We start from the raw sequence: 18,704 nt of genomic DNA, 5'->3' as shown, positions 1-18,704 counted from the left end.
GCTCAAAAGCCGGTTTCCGATATCAAATCTTTCTGGGAGCCCACTGCAAAAAACAATTCCCCGTTGGCTGACCAGCCTTTCACTCGGTGGGCTTCTATATAGGCTGGCGTCACGTAATAGTCGGGCAGCAGCTTTTGGGCATTCCATTTTCGGGCCGTAGCTACATCCACGGGCACCCCTTTGATGTCGATGACTTGAATAGTGCTGCCTCTGCCCCTAGCACCCATGCGGGCACCGTCTGAGCGATTGAGGTGGCGGTCCTGGATGGCGAGGCGCTCGGTAAGCTGCTTGCGGCGGCTCAGCGTCAAGACGGGCGTCACGTGGCCGGCATCTACCCGCCGATCTTTCGCTGAACGCCACACGGGTTTGCCCCCTTTCCCGTCTTTCACCAAAAAGCCGAGCGGATGCTTGCCGTCCTTTGCTATGGTTTGCGCCATGGTTCGCCTAAACTGGCGGTTGAACTTGCGGTACTCTTCTTCCTGTTCACGCTCAATTTCCAGCAGCGTCTCGCCCAGCAGTTCGTCTAGCAACGACTTGCGAACACGGCTGCTTGCCTGGCAATGCGCGCAACCGCAGCCACACCCCATTGGGTGTGCACCCGTTCGCACGAGTCGCAGCTTGGTGTTAAGGCGAAACCGACTCAAAAAACGGTATAAGGCTTCTTGGCAAACGGAACATCCGCCTCGTTGCACTACCAGTAGTACACTCCGTACTCGCACCGGAAAACCCGGCTCGGCAGTTGCCCGGTTGCGCAGCCAGCGCATTAGCTGCAACTCGGGGTGGCCCACACACCCGGCGGTACCCACCGGCGCTGGGCGCAACGGCACCCGCAACGTTTGCCCCCCACGCGTATAAACGGTAGCTAAGTCTTTGGCCGGAGCCGGGGCCGCAAGGCGCCGCGACTCAGGTGTAAACGGCATGTTGAGTTTCATGGCGTAAGCTGACGTTGGGAATGGAAAATGGAAAACTGTTTTTGGTTGCCCAGGCCAACAACGCCTGCGTTAGGTGCGCTATATCGGCGGGGGAATGGTCGGCGCGCAGACAGAATGCCACTTGCGGTACCGTAGGTTGCTGGGCATTGGTGGTTAGTAGCGCCTGGATACCCTGTAGCTCTAAGTAGGCATGCAAGCTGAGTGCCGCCACGGAGGTAGGCAAGGTTAGTTTCTGCACCGGAAACCAGCCGCCTGCCAGTTGCCAGCCAGCTGCCCCATCTTCCGTCGAAATTCACGGATGCGCTGCGCCAACTGCTGCCGGGCCGCATTGCCGGTTCTGGCCGCGTCGCGGTGCAAAGCTTGCCCGGCTGCCCAAGCGTGCCAGTTCGATACCGGGCTGTTGTGCACCCGCGTGGCACTGCGCCGCGCAAAGCGGGCCACCCACTTCCGGCTGCCCGTTAGCACGGCCACCGGCACGCCCAAGCCCTTGGCCAGGGAACTGATGCACACAATACCCGGACCGCGCACGCCCGCGTAAGGGAGGCTGCCACCACCACCCTGCCCTAGTGGATGCTGGGCGCTAGGCTTTGCTCCTAGCACTCCGAAAGCCTGGGTGTCGTCGAGGAGTAGGACGCTACGCGGATCGGGGCGCAGCAATTCTTGGTAGCAGCTTAGCGGCGCGGGGCCCTCCTGCGCTAGGCGCCAGCCATCGGTAAGTAACCACGGGATGTGGCCCTGCTGCCGGTAGATGTGCAGCAAGCGGCGCAGAGCTGGCAGATTGTCGGCGTCGAAGGGCACTACGGGCAAGCCACGCAGTGCTGCTCGCGCCGCGCCCCAGTGGCCTATCGGGTACATAGCTTGGTCGATGAATATGACCGCGCTGGACGGAGCCAGGGCGAGCACATCCCAAAACAGATGCAGCGTGGAGGGCGCCAACAGGCCGGTTTCCAATCCTTGCCGATTAGCTACCATCTCGGCAATTCGACGCTGCCAACCGGGCTCCTGCAAGGCTGCTGGCCGGCCCGTAGTGAGTGGCAGGTTAGTTGGAACAGAAAAAGTAGGTGGACCGAGATACAGAGCGGAAGTGAAGTCGAGCATAAAGTCAACAGGTGTGACCCAGAAAATGGAAGCATAACACGGCCTAAACACACGTGAAGCACAGACCCGCCGTGGTAGTACCTTGGGCCAACTGACGATTCCACAAGCCTTTACTATCAATAGCCAAGGCTTGGAGGAAGCTTCACTTTTCGCAACCTCGAACGAAACGTCAATCGGCCCGACAGCGCAGGACGCTGCCGGACCGGAACGTTCTGATCCGCCTTATTCCGAGTTGTTGCTCCGGCGCGGCAGGGGCACGGCTACGGGCATTGCATTGCCTATGCCGTTGGCCAAAGCGCCCCCGGCCAATTGCGCAGGCCGGCGGGTTTGCCGCTGCTGCAAAGCCACCTGCCGGTCAATCAGGTCGGAAGGCTGTAGATACCGATCCTCGTTGGAAGGCATCATCACGCGGGCATCCACAATATCGGAGGCAATATCCACCCCAGTCACGGCCTGGTAGGCATGGATATAGCGCTGGATTTCCTCGCGCCAGTAGTGCGCCCAGTTGGCCGCATTGACAGCCCCGATGTTGGGGTCGTTCCAAGATCCGTAGCGGATGCTCAGCAGCAGTTGCTCCCCAAATACGCCCAAGTCGCGGAAGTGCGTGATGTTGGTCGAGTTCCAGCCCTGTAGCAGCTTCATGTTGTCGACGCGGTCCATCCACGGCTCGGCGTAAGGCACCATGATACGGCCACCCATAAATTCGCGCATTTCGGGGCGAGCCAGCAGCCACTGCTGGGCCAGCATTTCGGCCCGAGCTGCCCACGGCAGGTCACCGTACTGGTTGTGGGCGCCTTCGGCCAGTGTCAGGTGCACCTCCCGCAGGTGGTTGAGGATGGGGAACCCATCGGGAATAACTGTGGTGAAGTTGGCTTGCTGGTAGAACTCCATTGCGGTTCGCAGCAAGCTGTGAAAACAGCGCTGAAAGTTGGAGCGGTGTTCGGCCGCCTCAACATTTTGCACGGCGCGGCCTTTCAGGGAGTAGCCATACTCGTACTTGTACTCTTGGTTGCGCCGATTAATGGTCTGCCGAAAACGCTCGTCTTCAATGAAGCCCCAGATTAAATTACTCAGCGGCCGCAACGGGTCCAGATTGAGGTTAGCGAGTGGATCGGGGCCGGGGCCACTACGGCGTACGTTCTGGAAACGCAGGCTGATGGCGTTCATCGTTTGCACCAAGCCGCCTTCCTCGTGCCAGTACGACCATATCAGCTCGATCAGCGGCGGCGCCTGTAGCCTCGATTTCAGAATACCGTAGCAAGCAGTTCCGTTGAGCTCACTGTCTGTTTTCAGCGGCACTTCCGACAGCTTTTCACGAATCAGCTTGAAGTAGGGCAGCACTTGCGCGTTGCCATCGTCGTTGCCGAGTTGGTCGAGGTAGTCGTTGCGCAGCGTGCTAATATCGACGCGGGCACCCGCCAGGCGGCCGGCGTCGGAACCCCGACGGCCCGGCAGCGTCTTCGGTCGGTTCTTGTTGAGGTTGCCGGTCGTGTTGGCAGGGTCCTGCTCGAAGGTGTTGCGGTCGATGGCCAAACCGGTTTCCTGCATCAAAAAAGCCTCGGTGGCATACTTGAGCAAGCTATACGACGCCACCCGCGAAAACGGCAGGTACTGCGCCCGGGCATTCAGCCGAACGTCCCGCATATCCTGGTCCTGCGAGCACATCACCTTATCAATGAAGGAGCGGTAGCGCGTGAAGTTCACGGTCCGGTTGCGGATCAGTACCCACAAGGCCTGGTCGGGGCTTTCTTCGCGGCGGGCTTCCTGCATGGTTACCTTGGTCGGACGAATGCTGGCTTCGTCGACTACCCGCACCTTCACCGGCCCGAAATCCAGCTCTTGAACGACCGGTGCGGCGTTGGCAGGGCCCGCCTCATGGGGTTGCCTATCCCGCAACTCCCTAGTGAAATAGCCGCGCACCGTGTAGGTACCAATCAAGTCCCAGCCAGTTATATCCCAAGTCAGGGCAATACTTTGTCGATCGGTTAAGAGCGTGTCATTCGTTGGATAACTGATGTCGCTAAAGATGGCCTCTTCGAGAAGAGTGCCTTTTTTGGGCTTTAAGCGACCATTTTCTACGCTGTATTGCCATTCAAACAGGGCATTCCCACTGCTCGATGACAAGGTATCGAACTCGAGCATGATGGCACTGAAGTCTTTCAACCAGCCTTCCAACGGCTTATCGGTGCCTTCCACGCTTAGCTCCAGGGTTAGAGTCGAATCGTCGCCCAACGAAACCTGCGTGCTGTCAACACTCAGTTCGCGTTGCAAAATATTATTGAGGTTCATGAGTAGAGAGGGTTAAAGGTTTGAAAGAAGTGCCGTTGGCGGAGAGCAGCGGCCGGGCTAGCGCCGCCGCTGGCAGCCCATAGCTCCGAACTCGGTTGAGCGCCCAGCGGGTGAGCAAGGCGGTAAGCACCGCGTATTCTTCCGGAGCCGTGAGTTGGCCGTCGGCTTTGGCTTGACCCACCACGGCGAATGCCAGGGAAGGAGTTGTCTGCTCGCGCAATTGGGGGTTGGCCTGCCACTGCCGATAGAGGGCCTGCAATTGCGCCGGCTGCCGCTCCGCTATGGGAAACAAGTCGGCTAGGCGCCGCTCTTTTAGGGTTGGGGAGCGGTGGTTGCAGACCAGCTTGGCAAATTCGGGCAGCAACCCGAGTAGCAGCTTAAGTAGCTGCTGCTTGTCGGCCGCCAGCCCTTTGGTGGGATACAGCGCCTGCCACTGCCCGGCTAGCGCCGCCCACTGCGGGTGCGGGAACAAGGCAGCGCCCAAAGCCAGGCTGATTTGCACTCGAATCCAGGGGAACGGGTGTGGCCCGTCGGTACCGATGCGGAACACGAAGTAGCTCGGCAAACTGACCACGCTCATCAGCCCATACGTAGCCGAGATACCTAAGTGCCCCAAGGCCCAGAAATCCGACAGAATCTCGTTGAGCCAGCGGCTAAGCAATTGCCAGCCTACCTGCCGAGGGCAGCCCCGTGCCACTAGGGCATCTATTTCCTCCCGAATGCTCTTGGTAAGGCCGAGTAGCTCGGAGCCCTGGTGCCCTACCTCATGAATAAGGGAAGACGCAATGCCGCTACCCACCATCCGCTCCCGCGGAATCTGAATCACGCCGACTGGGTTGTCGTCGCCGCCCGGCAGGCGCGTGCGCGCCCGGCGGATAGCCGCCCCGTGGCCCCGCTCCACAAAACAGATGAGGGGCGGCGGGTCGTAATAATTGCCGGGCAAGTTCAGCGCGTCTTCAGCTAAGGCATCGAGGCCCGCCATGAACACGCCCGTTCCATGCTCGCCGCGCTGGCTGAACACATCCGCGAAAATATCAACTTGGTCGAGCAGGTTGTTGAAGCGCAATTTCAGGAGCACAAAGCGAGCTTGCGCTTGCTCGGTGCTGAGGGCTTGGCTTTCGGGACTTCGTACCCAGCGCACAAAGTCGCGTAGGCGGCGGCGCAGGTCGAAAGCCACGCGGGCCAAGTGGGCATTGATAGCGGCCTGCGCTGGCGCCGACACGGATGCGGCCAGCACCATGGGCATGCCGAGCGCAAACGAGCGCACCGTTTGCAGGCGACTGAACAAGCCGAGCGCCTCGTTGGCCAAATACTGGGTATCGGCGGCGCGGCGCATGGGTTAGAGCTGAATAATCAGCGTGCGGCCCTGACGCTGCCACGTGCCCTGCGTAGGGCGCTGCGCGCCTTGCCCCTCGTCGGCGCCATAATCGGCGCCGTCACTAGCGTCATAGTCGCCCTGGCTTAGATTGCTCCCGCCAAAGTTGTAGCTGCTGAAGTTAGGCCCAATGCCTGGCCCACCGTACGGGATACGCGCACCACGGCGAGGACCGCCAGGGCGTCTGCTTGGTGCCTGACCCCGCGAAAACCGGCCTCGCGCGTCGCGGGTCTGCGCGCTCCCTGGGGTGCGCAACAAGCCGGGGGCGTGCTGCCGAGCGGCTTGGCCAAGAGCGGTGCGCACGGCAACGCGAGGCTGTATGCCGGGGCGCTGGCGCTGGATGCTTGCTCCCCGACGGGCCGCCGAGTTGGCAAAGCGCACAAAGGCGCGGGCGGTTTCAAACTCCTGGTCTTCGGGACTCAACCCTTCCAACTCCAACTCAAACAAGTTGCTGGCCGCCGAACCGAGCTTGCCCCCAATCATACCCCGATGGGGCCGCCCACAAACGAGCCGAGCGCTTTGCCCGCCAGTGGCAGCGCCGTTTTGGCCACCGACTTCAGGGCGCTACCAATGCCCTTGCCAATCGAGGAGTTGGCAAAGCTGCGCACGGCGCGGCCAGCACTTCTGACAAGCTTGCCTAGGAACATGTTCAGTTCTTGCTCGTTGGTAACTTCGAGCAGTTCGTGGGCCATCTCCATTTCCTGGGTTTCATTGAGCTCACCGTTCAGCTCGTAGGCCTCGCCGTTCATCTCATACGACTCCCCGTTCATTTCGTAGGATTCGCCGTTCAGCTCGCCCAGGTATTCGGGGTTGAACTCGAAAGTTTCTTGCGAGCTGCCGTATTCTTGCTCATGGCCAAGGGCTTGCTCGAACTCGTGTGCAAATTCGTTCTGGTACATGACGAAAAGGGTAAGAAGTGAGGTGTTATTGAACTGTGTGAATAATTTTTCAGGATGGAATCAGGAGTGAGACCTTCGCCTCTACTGCCAGCCACGCTCGTGGTAGCAGCTACAACTTGGCCCCGCTCAGGCATTGAGAATGATAATGGTCCGGCCACGGCGCACCCAGGTGCCACGCGTCGGCTGCGCAGTTCCGTTGGCACTCCCATTCTCTGCCTTAATGCCCTGGAGAAGTCCCGGCGCGAGTTGCGGCACCGATACGCCCAGCACCCGTTGCCCCAGCTGCGACGGTGTGAGCCGCGGGTTCTGACGGGCTAGGCGCGCGGCGCGGCGAGCTACATCGGAAGCGAAGCGCACATAGGCGCGAGATATTTCCAGTTCTTGGCTTTCCAAGTTGAGCCCTTCGAACTCTAGGTTAAAAACTCGTTTGGCATTGCTGGCGAGGAAATTGCCAGCCTTGGTGCCCGCCCAGCCGCCTACCGCACTACCCGCGGCTTTACCGACCTGATTGCCAACCCAGCCACCCGCACGAGCACCCAACGGGCCTAGCCTGCCGCCCAGCGCGGTGCCTGCCCGGCTACCGAGTGCGCCCCCCGCCTGGCCGCCATATTGTGCCCCCAACTGAGGCAGTGTGTTTTGACCCACGTTCACCAGATACTGCCCCACCGACTGTCCTACCGGCGAAGCCACAAAACTCGAAGCGGCGCTTTTAACGGCACCCGCCGCCTTGCTCATCAGGTCGCCCAAGAACATGTTTAGTTCCTGCTCGTTGCTTACTTCGAGCAGCTGGTAAGCCAATTCCAGCTCTTGGTTTTCTTGCTGGCTGGCTTCGTACTCGTTGCTGTACTCCTGCTCGAATTCACCGTTGAATTCTTGCTCTTGGTTGTACTCGCCCTGGGAACCGTACTCGTACTCATCCTCGTACTCGGCGGCCAGCGGGCCAGATTCCATTTCCTGTAAGGTTCTATCGATGTTGTGCATGACAGACAGCTGGTTAAGTTGAAAAAGAAGTGCTTCTCTCCTTTTTTCAAACCCAGTGCCAGCGTGCCAAAGGCCATTTCCAGCCAATAGAGGCAGGTACTTCCGAAACCCGTTTCGCTAGGCTTGCTTTTCCCCAACATCCGGCGAAAACTATTTCGCTCGGTAGGCTTCAGGTCGCACAGGTGGTTTCCGCTTGATGGCCAAGCTCTTGCTAGTATAGAATTAAGGACGTGCAACCCCGGAAACTCTTCTCCAAGCAAGCTGCTAGTCGGCTTTACTTTGAAAGCAAGACCTTTGAGTTTCTATCCTTTCTTTGCTGCCGCGTGGCTAACACCTATTTTCAGTTCAAGCAATTCCGAATAGAGCAGGCACACTGCGCCATGAAAGTCAGTACGGATGCGTGCGTACTCGGTGCAGTTGCCGATGTAGCGGGGGCCCGCCGCATTTTGGATATTGGTACTGGCACCGGCCTATTGGCGCTGATGGCCGCGCAACGCAATCCTATTGCCCAAATTGAAGCTGTAGAACTAGATGAAGCTGCCGCCACTCAAGCACAAACCAACTTCACCGAAAGCCCCTGGGCTCATCAACTCACGCTGCACGCGCAGGCCCTGGCCGAGTTTGCTGCCACAATGCCCTCCCCCTTCGACCATATCCTCTGCAATCCGCCCTTCTTCCGGCATTCCCTACGCCCACCCGACGCCCGCCGCGCCACCGCCCGCCATACCGCCCCCGATACCCTGACCTTTGCAGAACTAGCCCACTTCGCCATGCATTTCTTGGCACCCGAAGGACGACTCACGGTGCTGCTCCCTCCCCCGAAATGCAGCATTTCGAGCTGGAAGCCTCGCGGGCGGCTTTGTTTCCCCTTTCTCGCCTTGTGCTTCAACATCGGGCGGGCAGCAAACCGCTCCGCCACATCACCACCTTCGGCACGCAAGCCCGGCCTGTGTTGCAGCAAGAACTAGTGGTGACGGAAGGCGAAGAATATTCCGCAGCATTCAAAGAGTTGCTTGGGCCGTTTTACTTGGCTTTGTGAAAGAATAGCACGAATAGGGTTGCGGCAGCCAATACCGGACGGTTGCGGATGCGCAAGGTGTACGCTTCGCACTAAATCCTACAGCCTGTGCGTGTCAAGCTGAAAACAGCTGTGCTTTATTTATCCGGCAGCAGTTGCCGCACCTGGGCTAGCTTCTCCTGGTAGAATCCATCGAGCAAATCGTGCTGTACCTGGCCGAACTCAGCGGCAGTGTAGCGACGGCGCACGGTGTTGTCGGCCAGCACAGTGAGTTCGTCGCAGAGTTCGGTGAGCGAGCCAAGCAGGTGCGAGGTAAGCAGAATGCCGGTACCCTGCTGCCGCAACCGGCGCAGGATTTCCATCAGCAGCAGGTTGGTGTTCAAGTCGAGGCCATTGAATGGTTCGTCGAGTATCAGGTAGCGGAACGGCTGCACCAACAGCGCCAGCAAGGCCAGCTTTTTCTTCATGCCCGCTGAATACTCTTCGGCGTACTGGTCGAGGGGTAATTCCAACAGTTGGTTCCACGGCTCGAAATCTACCACCGAGCGGCCGCGGGCTTGCAGGGTAAACTCCAGGTACTCGCGGCCCGTGAGACGCGGGTAGAAATAAGGCTCGTAGGGCAACAGACCCGTGTTAGGCCGAACAGGCAAACCTGTAATTTCCCGCACGGTGCCCTGGTAGTCGGCGTGCAGGCCGTAGAGACAGTGGAGCAAGGTAGTTTTGCCAGCCCCGTTTGCTCCTACTAGTCCGTGCAGCGTGCCTGGCAGCAAGTTCAGGCTGACGTCGCGCAGCACCTCGTGCTTTCCGAACCGTTTATGTAGCTGGCGTATCTCAATCATGGCGAAAGGTGGAGAGTTGCTGCCGGCTTTTCCAGACCAGCCCGAAAAACGCTACCAGTAGCAGCGCCGGATAAATGGGATGGCCGAATAGCAGGCAAGTCACTAGTACTGCCCCCTGGGTGAGGCGCACCAGCAGGGCGTGCGGGTAAAAAGCGTACCGGGCCAGCACCATCATCGCCAGCACCGCTGCGCCCCAAATCAGCAGTGCTCCGGCTCCGGCCCAACCGGCTCGGCTCATCCCCATTAGTAAAGCAAATGGCGCGGCAGTTGCTACATAATACAGCAGCCCCAACGCGACGCGACGCCGCAGCCACGCCCCCGGCTGGCGCAGCGCAGGCAACAACATGGTCCACGGCTCGGGGTGGCATAAAACGAGGAAATGTACAGCACCCAAACCCCCAGCGTTAAAGCGGGAGCCAGCCCGTATTGCCGCCACCAACCGGCAGCTGCTACCAGCGCCAGCCACCCCAGCCAGGTGCCAGCTTGCCGGAAACCACTTACCCACTCAAACGCCTCACTGCGAAATGCACTGCGCTTCTGGTGCTGGGTTGTGCGGGCACGCGCCGCCGACAGCCAGGCTGCCAGCGGAGCTAAAGTTACTGTCAACAACCCCGCGCCCACTCGTCCAAAACCAACCAACACCAGCGCCGCGGGCAAGCCCCATAGTGCGTATTCGGTGGCTACCCACGGCCGAAAACGAGGCGCGGTCAGGTGCAAAAAGTCGAGGTCAGTACGGCGGCGGTGCTGGCTGCCTAGCAGGAACAGCACCAGCGGCGGCACCACCCACTGCGCCGTTTGGGTACTGGAAAGAAGTACTAGCCCCTGCCAACCGCAACGAGCAGCAGAGAACCTAGCAGCAAAATCCGCCACCAGCCAAGCTCAGCTACCTGCCGACTCATCACCCGCCAACGCAGCCGCAAATACGCTTTCATACCTGGAACGCCGCTCTAACCAATTTCCTTTTTGTGTGAGGAATACTTGCAGTAAACTACGTGCCGCTACAAAGCCGCTTCTTCCTCCACGAAACGAATATCATAATCGGTGGCTAATTCGGTCAGGATGGGCTCGTACAGGCTCGCATGGGTGGGAATGATGACCCCGCGCTGGGTTATCTCACCTCGCACAAGGCGGCGGACGGCCATACCCACGGGCAGCCCGACGGTTTTGGCCATGGCCGTGTGCGTAGCATCGTCGCCGAGCACAACTAAAGAGGCCGTAAGGTGGTGCCGCTTGCCACCTAGCTCGTAATTGAACAGGTGCTGCATCACAATCATGTCGTGGTCATTAGGCGCAAGCTGCCACTTCTTGGTTAGAAGGCGCTCCAGCAACTGAGCTGGGGTAGCATCGGCGTGGTTCACAGCTTGGTCCGAGAACAGGCCCAACCATTGGAGCCGCTGCATCTCGGGGCCAGTGAAGTGCAAACCAAGGTAGTCGGCAAACCGCATAGCTAGCTCGGTTTCGGTGGTAGCCCGGGGCAGGGCAACCGGCAGATACGCCTCTATCAGCTCGCGCCACGTCATGTCGGACGGATTGCCCAAGCTTCCCGAGTCGTCGGTTAGCCCGAGGCGCACCAAGGCATCCCAAGCGGCGCAGTAGCCAGAGCGGCGCAGGGTGCCTCTTAGAATAGTGGGTATGTCTTGCAAACCGTAAGGCGCCCGATAACTCAGTGAATCTCGGTTAGCGTAGCCCTCGAAAGTGCCATACCCTGGCACTTCTACGGGAGTAGGATGTGCGAACAGGCGTTGGTACGGAATAAAGCGTGAATGCCCGTTTTCAAGGTATTTGGCTGTTCCCTGGCCCGCCATCACCACATTGCGGGGGTTCCAAGTGAACTTGTACTTCCACGGATTGTCGCCCTCCGAATCGGGAGCCAGCAACCCGCCGCAATACGAGTGAAACGACGTGATATGGCCGCCCTGCGACCGTATTCGCTCAATTACGGTCATAGCCGACATATGGTCCAAGCCGGGGTCTAGGCCACATTCCATCAGGACAGTAACACCCGCCGCCTGCGCCTCTTCCTCCAGTGCCTTTATTTCCGGGCTCACGTAGCTAGCCGTAACCAAGTGCCGCCGGTGTTGCACGCAGACCCGCGCCACGGGGGCATGAAACTGCGCTGGTAGCATAGAAACCACAACATCTGCCTGTGCTACCAATTCCTCGAGGTGCACGCTGTTTTGTATGTCAAACGACACTGCGTGGGCATGTTCAGTATGCGCCGCCAGCACGGGCACTAAGTGCGCCGGGTTGACGTCGGCGACGGTGAGAAACCAGTTTTCTGTGGTTGCGTGGCGCAACAGATACTGAATAAGTGAGGTAGCCGAACGGCCGGCTCCTAGCAGGAGAAGACGAGTCATGAAAATACATTAGCAAGGAACAAGAAACAGCGAACCTATTGCGACCAGGCTATAGCGGCAGAAAAGAAGCTCGGGCGCATTAGACTCTGCATGAGAAGCCAATTCTAACGAAACTTCCTCTATCAATGCCACAGTATACTGCATTGCAACACGCAGGCACCATACGCAAGTTGGAGAGGCTTCTACGTGTAAAGGCTCTACGTTATACAAGCCCTGCCTGTCGTGAAGCAAATTCCCCGTCATTTCCCATGAAATAGTAGGAATCCGGTACTGTATGCCACCTGCTGCCTTATGTGCACTATTCGATAATTGTAGTACATTGACCGCCCCTTACCCAATCGGGGCCGGCCACCGTACCGGAACCTGTCTTATTTTCCGCCTACGCAATGGCCCAACCGCTCCGCCTCACTATCGACGTCGAGGTTCTTACTGAAGCTGACCTTACCCCTGCTGAAGCTGCCACCTGGCAAGCTGCACGCGCCGCCACCGACCACGCCTATGCTCCCTACTCCCACTTTCACGTGGGCACCGCACTACTGCTCGACGATGGCACTATCTTTCGCGGCACCAACCAGGAAAACGCTGCCTTCCCATCCGGCCTTTGTGCTGAGCGCACTGCCCTGTTCGGCTTAGCAGCCACCCAACCCGAGCGCCGCATTGTGGGCATGGCCGTAGCTGCCCGCCCCGCCTCCGGCGATTTTGTAGCTGTGACTAGCTGTGGTGCCTGCCGCCAAGTAATGGCTGAGTACGAACACCGCCAGCAGCAGCCCATACCCCTGCTGCTGCCAGGCCGCGACGGCAGCATCTACCGCTTCCGCCGCCTCAGCGACTTACTTCCGTTTGGCTTTACCGCCGACGACTTACCTAAGCAACGAGTGCCCGAAGTGTAGCGAAAGAGGTAGTAACTACTAGTTCCGGTGACCAAACAGGTGCGCCCACGTACCTGGTTATGAGTTGTGTTGGCTTCTTCGCTAACACTGCTATTCGGAAAGCTTACTCTTTCAGCTACTTGCACATGTCCGCTCAGGAGCATCACCTGCCTGTTACTCGTACGGCACGCTACTTCCAATTAGGCGAGTTGTCGGCTGATACCCGGCAGGTGTGGTTTGTGTGTCATGGCTACGGGCAGTTAGCTGCGTATTTCATTCGGCACTTTGCAGCTATTTCCACCGCCGACCCTACCCTGGTAGTGGTGGCCCCCGAAGGCTTGTCGCGCTTTTACTTGCAAGGTCCTAGCAATGGTCGGGGACGCATTGGCGCTACCTGGATGACGCGTGAAGACCGGCTTTTTGAAATCGAAGATTATGTTGGCTACCTCAACCAGTTAGCCAGTACGATTTTGGCTCACGTACTGCCGGAAGTGCGCGTTACGGTGCTCGGCTTCTCGCAAGGGGCGGCAACCGTAAGCCGCTGGTTGGCTCGCGCCCGTTTCCGACCGGCTCGGCTGGTTCTGTGGGCGGGGGCCTTCCCACCCGACATGGATTTCACGGTTGCCACGCAGCTAATGCGCAACCTACCCGTCACCCTCGTTTGCGGCGATGATGACGAGTTTATTAAATCCGCTGACCTCGAACAGCAGCGCGAGTTTCTGCGGGGTTTAGGAGTCGAGCCAGAGGTCGTACGCTTTGCGGGCAAGCACACACTAGACGCCAACGTGCTTCAGAGACTGCATGCGCAAGCTGGTACTAGCTGAAGCTCTCTTATCTACCACTATACTTACAGTGTTGACAATCACAAAAAAAGCCCTGTTGAGCAGGGCTTTTTTTGTGTAAACTTAATTATCCGTTTAGTCTTTGCGGATCACGGTAGCGGCGGCTTGGGCAGCAGGCAAAATCAATACTTCCGCAATATTAACGTGGGCTGGACGAGTCACCATGAACTGAATGATGTCGGCAATGTCCTCGGCGCGTAAGGGCTCGAACCCCTTATATACGCCGGCCGCTCGGTCAGTATCACCTTTGAAGCGCACCTGCGAAAACTCGGTTTCCACAGCGCCGGGGTTCACTTCGGCTACTCGGATGTGATGGGGCAACAAGTCTAGGCGCATACCCTTCGAAAGGGCTGCTACGGCCGCTTTGGAGGCGCAGTATACATTGCCATTCGCGTACGTTTCGTGCCCGGCAATAGAGCCAATGTTAATGATATGGCCCTTTTTGCGGCGCGTCATGGTAGGTAACAAAGCCCGGCTCACATAGAGCAGCCCCTTCACGTTTCCATCGAGCATGGCGTCCCAATCCGTGGGGTCACCGTCTTGGATAGGAGCCAATCCGTGCGCGTTACCGGCATTGTTGACGAGCACATCAACCTCAGCAAATTCAGCTGGCAGACCTGCCACCGCAGCTTCTACCGCAGCTTTGTCGCGCACATCAAACGTGAGAATGTGTACCGGTACGGGCGCCAGTTCTTGGGCAAGTTCTTCTAGTCGCTCCCGTCGTCTTCCCGTCACCACTAGTTGAAAGCCAGCCTTGCTCAACGCCACCGCCGTAGCTCGGCCTATTCCCGATGACGCACCCGTAATAAATGCAGTTTGCATGATTGCTCTTGTTGATTATCTGATTACTAAATGGCTGGCTAGCTAACCGTTGAACTGACACAAAATCATTCAACAGTTACCTAGCCAGCCATTCAATTATTCCCCTTTACTCGAATGTCAGATACAGCGTTACGGTGTTGCTGCGTAGTCTTTGCAAGCTGTTGCTGTAAATGTTGTTTTCAGGCAAATACATGTTTTTGAGACCATGCGAAAAACGCAGTTCCGGTGCGAACTTGAAGAACGGGTAGAACAAGTCCAGTCCTACACCATACTCAATGGCTACATCAGTATTGTCGGCGCTGATGTTGTTTCGGTCGGGGTCCTTGCGGCGGTTGCCCACGTTTACGCTTGGCTTAATTCCGCCTACCACGTACACGCGGGTGTTGCGCCGCCGCTCCGAGTGAAACTTCACTAACAGCGGAAAATCGGCCTGCGTAGACGCAATTTCTTGGGTCACTAGTTCTTCAGGGTCGCCTGTGTTGGGAGCGTAGCCCGCAGACTTGAACTCCAACTGACGCGTGATAAAGCTGACTCCTGGCGCAAACCGCAGATTGAAGTAGTCACCCAACCGAGCATCACCTACGAAGCCGACCGAAAAGCCTGGACCGTTGAGCGCATTCACCGAAACGCCCCGGCTGGTGTTCAGATTCTGGATGTAGGCCTGCGACTGCTCGACCTTGAACCGCGAAAAGTGCGGCGCAATGTAGAAACCAGGGTGAAACCATTTGTCGTCGTAGCCAGGCAGGTTGTTTACGGTAATGGATTTCACCCGTCCGCTTTTAGTGCGGCTGGAGCCCGTTTTACTTTTGCGTTGCGCCTTTGCCCCAAGAGAAGTAGCCAGAGCTAAAAAAAGCAGTAGTGCGAAACGGCCTACTTGTGAGCGGTGTAGATAGAGCTGATGCCGAACGTGAGAGGTTGCCATGCGGGAGTATTGAAGCCGACTTCCCGGAGGATAGCCAAAAAATCGGGGCCATCCGGAAAGGCCTGCACCGATTCGGGCAGGTAGGTATATGCGGAGTTATCCTTGGAAATCATCTTTCCAAAGACGGGGAGTACCCGCTGAAAGTAGAAATTATATGCTTGCTTGAGTGGAAACGCCGTTGGTTTAGAAAACTCTAAAATCACCAGCTTCCCCCTGGTCGCAGAACCCGCCGCATTTCCGTTAGGCCTTTGGTCAGGTTCTCGAAGTTGCGCACCCCAAACGAGGCCGTAACGGCATCAAAATGATTGTCGGGGTACGGTAGATTCTCGGAATCACCTTGCTCCAACTGAATCCGATTCGTCAGGCCCTTTTCCTGCAGCTTGCGCCGACCAACAGCCAACATTCCTTCCGAAATATCGACGCCCGTCACATGCGCATCATCCGAGGCTGCACGCAGGGTTTCGATGGCGAAGTCAGCCGTGCCCGTGGCAATATCAAGGATGCGAGCGGGCCGCAGGGTTTTAAGTTCGCTCACCGCTTTACGCCGCCAGTAGATGTCGGTGCCAACGCTTAAGAAGTGGTTAAGGAAGTCGTATTTGCCCGCAATGCTATTAAACATGTGGGCCACTTGGGACTTCTTGCCAGCGGTGTCGTCTTTGTAGGGTACTACGGCCATGGGTCTGGAGCGAACAACGAGGATTCAGGGGCAAAATTGCCCAAACATAACGTCTGACAAGTCATTATGTTGAAAAAAAGCGGGCCGGGCATAGAGCCCGGCCCGCTAAATATGATCTACTCGACCGCTTAGTCGTTGTCGGTCTTCACTTTGACTTTTTCGCCATTGGCATCTTTGGCCTTCGAATCGATAGCACCGTCTTTGGTTACGGTCTTGCTCTTTTCGTCGTTAGCGCCTTTGGTTTTCACTTTCACTTTGTCGCTGTCCTCATCCACTTTGGTTTTCACCTTGGTACCATCGGCTAGCTTCGCCTTGCTTTTGCCTGGCTGAAGCGTAGCGCCGGCGCCCGGAGTAGAGGTGCTAGTGCCCGCATCAGCACCAGTGGTCGTAGTAGTTGCAGGAGCAACACCTGGCGTCAATACGGGAGCAGCTTCGCCTTCCTTCACAATCGGGCGGAACTCCACGCGACGGTTGAGCTGCATGTTCTCAGGCGAATCGTTGGCCGCCGCCGGACGACGCTCGCCGTAGCTTACCGTTACCATCCGCGTCTCGGCAATACCCGACTTCTTCAGGTAGTTGTAGGCAGCATCGGCGCGGTTCTGGCCCAGCACGATGTTGTACTCGTCAGTGTTGCGAGAGTCGCAGTGGCCTTCGATAGAGATGTTAACGCCTGAATTAGCTTTCAGAATCGAGCTAATGTTGTCCAACTCAGTAATCGACTCGGGCCGTAGCTTGTACTTGTCGGTATCGAAGTAGATGTTCTTGAAGGCCACCTGCGACGTAGTGTCGGTGTACGGCACGTAGAAATTCTTCTCAACAACGGTTGAATCGTTGGTTGAAATCGGCACGGTAAATTCTTCCGTGATAATGTTCGTCCCATCCTTGGTCACAGCAACTTGGTACGAACGGCCCGAAAGCACGCTCACTTGGTAGTCGCCGGTGATAGGCTTGGTTACATCGCGGTAGCTCAAGGCCGTTTTATCGGCTTGCGTGCCACTGAATACCAACTCCACGCCCGGAATTACGGTGCTGTCGCGTTGCGAAAATACCCGACCCCGAATAGTGGCGTTCTTGATGTAGTTGATCGTGTAGATGTCCTTTTCGCCGTAGCCCCCAATGCGGTACGACGATAGGTAAGCGTAGCTACCATCTGGGCTCAAGCGGTAGTACGTGTCATCGTCGGGCGTATTTACTGGATAGCCCATGTTCTCGGGGCGTCCCCATCTCTTAGCAATCGAATCGTACTCCGACTTGAAGATGTCGTAGCCACCCATTGTGTTGTGGCCGCGCGACGAGAAATAGAGCGTCTTACCGTCACGGCTTAGGTACGGGCTGTCGTCATCGTACTTGGTGTTGATGGCCGTACCCATCGACTTAGCTGGGCCCCAATCCCCACCGGCTTGTCGGGTGGAATAGTAGATATCAAGTGAGCCGTCTTCCGAGTATTTACCGGTCGAGAAGTAGATCGTGAGGCCGTCGGGCGTAATAAAAGCGTCAGACTCGAATGCTTTCGAGTTAACGTTTTGGTTTAGCTTCTTAGGCGCCGTCCAGTCACCGCCCGACTTCTCCGAATAGAAGATGTCGCCGTTCTCATCCTGGCGATACATAAGTAGCTTCGTATCATTGTCGAAGAGTTGGGTGGATGCATCGTGGCCTTTGCCATTAAGCACACCACTCAACGACCGGGGCTTGTCCCAGTTTTCGTCGTCGATGCGCTTGGTTTCGAAGATGTCTTCGTAGTACTCGCCATCGGTAGCTAAGTTACCCCCCTTCTTGTCTCCTGTGTTGCCGGCGCCCGTCACGTTTTCGCCGCGCGAGGTGAACAGCAATAGCTTATCGTCACCTGAAATAACGGGGCTGTGCTCGGCGTACGGCGTGTTCACCGTTGGCCCGAGGTTTTTCACGAAGATGTCCTTGGGGCTATTGAACTGCACCTTGGCATTTTTCGAATGCTGAATCAGCTGCGCCAGCTCGGCCTTGCGCGTGTCTTTGGGCTTAAGCGTTACGTTGTACGCCTGAAAGTGCGCAATAGCTTCGTCGAAGTTGTAGTTCAAGTGGTCGACGCGGCCCAGCCAATACTCCACATCCTTCGACACCTTGGGCTTCAGCTTCTGGGCTTTGTAGATATAGTCGCTGGCCTTCTCCTTATCAAACGACATGTAAGAAATACCAGCCCGGAACAAGGCCAGAGGATTATTAGGCTCCTTCGCCAACACTTGTTCATAGAAAGGAATAGATGCCCGATAGTTTTCTTGCTCGAAGAACTTATTTGCGGTCTTGAGCTGCTTGCGTGTGCTCTGAGCCAGCGCGGGCTGGGCCACGGCGGCAGCAAGAGCGAAAGCGCAAGAGGCTTTCAATAACCTTCTGACTAAGTTGTCCATTGTTGGAGGGGTTTGAAGAATAAGGAGATGCGGAGGAGTTTGGAGAGAAAACTGCGGGCGCAAATAGTGGCCAGGCCGGTTTAAAATGAGTTGCCTCGTTATACTGAAAACCCTACTAAGGGTTAATGTAGAATGCTAATTTTCGCCATGCAAAGCTCTAAAAAGAACTCTTTTAAGAGATTAATGCGTTTTGGTTGTTTGCGCGGTAAGAAGCAATTTGCGCGCAAAGATAGAAATTTTATAATGCGGCCTTAATCTTATCCAACTACCACACGAGTATATAAAAATTTAGATTTATGCGGACATAGGTGCCTAGCCTATTTACAATTACGAATACTAGGTAACGCGCAAATATAGACGGGCTTCAGATATTGCAATGGTTCTAGCTGAAAATTTATATTCCC

The 18,704-nt window shown here is 57.1% G+C and carries 18 protein-coding genes and 1 pseudogene; 3 read left to right on the top strand and 16 right to left on the bottom strand.

All coding sequences use genetic code 11. The features are described 5' to 3' along the window. Window positions 1-2: 2 nt before the first annotated feature. The 8 genes from MUN86_RS10040 to MUN86_RS10005 all read right to left on the bottom strand — a co-directional run bounded on the left by MUN86_RS10040 (window position 3) and on the right by MUN86_RS10005 (window position 7,574). Complete coding sequence (locus MUN86_RS10040; protein WP_245124849.1) at window positions 3-932, bottom strand: polymorphic toxin type 5 domain-containing protein; 930 nt, start codon at window positions 930-932, stop codon at window positions 3-5. Beyond that, window positions 904-1,170, bottom strand: a complete 267-nt coding sequence (locus MUN86_RS10035) for a hypothetical protein (protein WP_245124847.1) — start codon at window positions 1,168-1,170, stop codon at window positions 904-906. Before MUN86_RS10035 ends, MUN86_RS10040 begins: the two co-directional genes overlap by 29 nt. Then, a complete protein-coding gene (locus MUN86_RS10030) occupies window positions 1,158-2,030 on the bottom strand; it encodes a PLP-dependent aminotransferase family protein (protein ID WP_245124841.1) in 873 nt (290 codons plus the stop codon). The genes MUN86_RS10035 and MUN86_RS10030 overlap by 13 nt, the downstream gene beginning before the upstream one ends. A gap of 222 nt (window positions 2,031-2,252) precedes the next feature. Then, a complete protein-coding gene (locus MUN86_RS10025; RefSeq protein WP_245124838.1) occupies window positions 2,253-4,319 on the bottom strand; it encodes a hypothetical protein in 2,067 nt (688 codons plus the stop codon). Next, window positions 4,306-5,655 carry a hypothetical protein gene (locus tag MUN86_RS10020; RefSeq protein ID WP_245124834.1) on the bottom strand — a complete coding sequence of 450 codons (1,350 nt, stop codon included), beginning with the start codon at window positions 5,653-5,655 and terminating at the stop codon, window positions 4,306-4,308. Before MUN86_RS10020 ends, MUN86_RS10025 begins: the two co-directional genes overlap by 14 nt. A gap of 3 nt (window positions 5,656-5,658) precedes the next feature. Next, the gene (locus tag MUN86_RS10015; protein ID WP_245124831.1) at window positions 5,659-6,177 is read right to left on the bottom strand and encodes a hypothetical protein; all 519 of its coding nucleotides are present in this window, start codon (window positions 6,175-6,177) and stop codon (window positions 5,659-5,661) included. Beyond that, window positions 6,174-6,593, bottom strand: a complete 420-nt coding sequence (locus tag MUN86_RS10010) for a hypothetical protein (protein ID WP_245124829.1) — start codon at window positions 6,591-6,593, stop codon at window positions 6,174-6,176. The genes MUN86_RS10015 and MUN86_RS10010 overlap by 4 nt, the downstream gene beginning before the upstream one ends. Window positions 6,594-6,719: 126 nt before the next feature. Then, the gene (locus MUN86_RS10005) at window positions 6,720-7,574 is read right to left on the bottom strand and encodes a hypothetical protein (RefSeq protein ID WP_245124827.1); all 855 of its coding nucleotides are present in this window, start codon (window positions 7,572-7,574) and stop codon (window positions 6,720-6,722) included. Window positions 7,575-7,897: 323 nt separating this feature from the next. Between MUN86_RS10005 and MUN86_RS10000 the strand changes: the two genes are divergently transcribed. Beyond that, window positions 7,898-8,542: a tRNA1(Val) (adenine(37)-N6)-methyltransferase gene (locus MUN86_RS10000; protein ID WP_280640625.1), complete on the top strand. Its 645-nt coding sequence runs from the start codon at window positions 7,898-7,900 to the stop codon at window positions 8,540-8,542. A gap of 187 nt (window positions 8,543-8,729) precedes the next feature. On the opposite strand, the gene MUN86_RS09995 is transcribed toward MUN86_RS10000, so the two are convergent. The 4 genes from MUN86_RS09995 to MUN86_RS09980 all read right to left on the bottom strand — a co-directional run bounded on the left by MUN86_RS09995 (window position 8,730) and on the right by MUN86_RS09980 (window position 11,788). Then, the gene (locus MUN86_RS09995) at window positions 8,730-9,431 is read right to left on the bottom strand and encodes an ATP-binding cassette domain-containing protein (RefSeq protein WP_245124825.1); all 702 of its coding nucleotides are present in this window, start codon (window positions 9,429-9,431) and stop codon (window positions 8,730-8,732) included. After that, on the bottom strand, window positions 9,424-9,669 hold the full coding sequence (locus MUN86_RS09990; protein ID WP_245124822.1) for a hypothetical protein: 246 nt from the start codon (window positions 9,667-9,669) through the stop codon (window positions 9,424-9,426). Before MUN86_RS09990 ends, MUN86_RS09995 begins: the two co-directional genes overlap by 8 nt. A gap of 32 nt (window positions 9,670-9,701) precedes the next feature. Further along, window positions 9,702-10,301: a hypothetical protein gene (locus MUN86_RS09985; RefSeq protein ID WP_245124819.1), complete on the bottom strand. Its 600-nt coding sequence runs from the start codon at window positions 10,299-10,301 to the stop codon at window positions 9,702-9,704. 128 nt (window positions 10,302-10,429) lie between these two features. After that, complete coding sequence (locus MUN86_RS09980) at window positions 10,430-11,788, bottom strand: saccharopine dehydrogenase C-terminal domain-containing protein (protein ID WP_245124816.1); 1,359 nt, start codon at window positions 11,786-11,788, stop codon at window positions 10,430-10,432. Between the two features lie 386 nt (window positions 11,789-12,174). Here MUN86_RS09980 and cdd point away from each other — a divergent pair, with 386 nt between their 5' ends. Both cdd and MUN86_RS09970 read left to right on the top strand, forming a co-directional pair. Then, complete coding sequence (gene cdd, locus MUN86_RS09975; RefSeq protein WP_245124815.1) at window positions 12,175-12,678, top strand: cytidine deaminase; 504 nt, start codon at window positions 12,175-12,177, stop codon at window positions 12,676-12,678. 125 nt (window positions 12,679-12,803) lie between these two features. After that, on the top strand, window positions 12,804-13,481 hold the full coding sequence (locus MUN86_RS09970) for an alpha/beta hydrolase (RefSeq protein ID WP_245124813.1): 678 nt from the start codon (window positions 12,804-12,806) through the stop codon (window positions 13,479-13,481). A gap of 93 nt (window positions 13,482-13,574) precedes the next feature. On the opposite strand, the gene MUN86_RS09965 is transcribed toward MUN86_RS09970, so the two are convergent. The 4 genes and pseudogenes from MUN86_RS09965 to MUN86_RS09950 all read right to left on the bottom strand — a co-directional run bounded on the left by MUN86_RS09965 (window position 13,575) and on the right by MUN86_RS09950 (window position 18,300). After that, window positions 13,575-14,321: an SDR family NAD(P)-dependent oxidoreductase gene (locus MUN86_RS09965; RefSeq protein ID WP_245124811.1), complete on the bottom strand. Its 747-nt coding sequence runs from the start codon at window positions 14,319-14,321 to the stop codon at window positions 13,575-13,577. A 106-nt stretch (window positions 14,322-14,427) separates the two neighbouring features. Beyond that, a complete protein-coding gene (gene porT / locus MUN86_RS09960) occupies window positions 14,428-15,090 on the bottom strand; it encodes a type IX secretion/gliding motility protein PorT/SprT (protein ID WP_245125696.1) in 663 nt (220 codons plus the stop codon). Between the two features lie 101 nt (window positions 15,091-15,191). Next, a pseudogene (ubiE, locus tag MUN86_RS09955) lies at window positions 15,192-15,919 on the bottom strand (bifunctional demethylmenaquinone methyltransferase/2-methoxy-6-polyprenyl-1,4-benzoquinol methylase UbiE). Window positions 15,920-16,047: 128 nt separating this feature from the next. Continuing rightward, window positions 16,048-18,300 carry an OmpA family protein gene (locus MUN86_RS09950; RefSeq protein ID WP_245124810.1) on the bottom strand — a complete coding sequence of 751 codons (2,253 nt, stop codon included), beginning with the start codon at window positions 18,298-18,300 and terminating at the stop codon, window positions 16,048-16,050. Window positions 18,301-18,704: the final 404 nt, after the last annotated feature.

Origin of the sequence: Hymenobacter volaticus, from assembly GCF_022921055.1 — a bacterium.
GTDB lineage: Bacteria > Bacteroidota > Bacteroidia > Cytophagales > Hymenobacteraceae > Hymenobacter > Hymenobacter volaticus.
The sequence above is the reverse complement of the archived record's forward strand: the minus strand, read 5'-3'. Positions and strand labels throughout refer to the sequence as shown.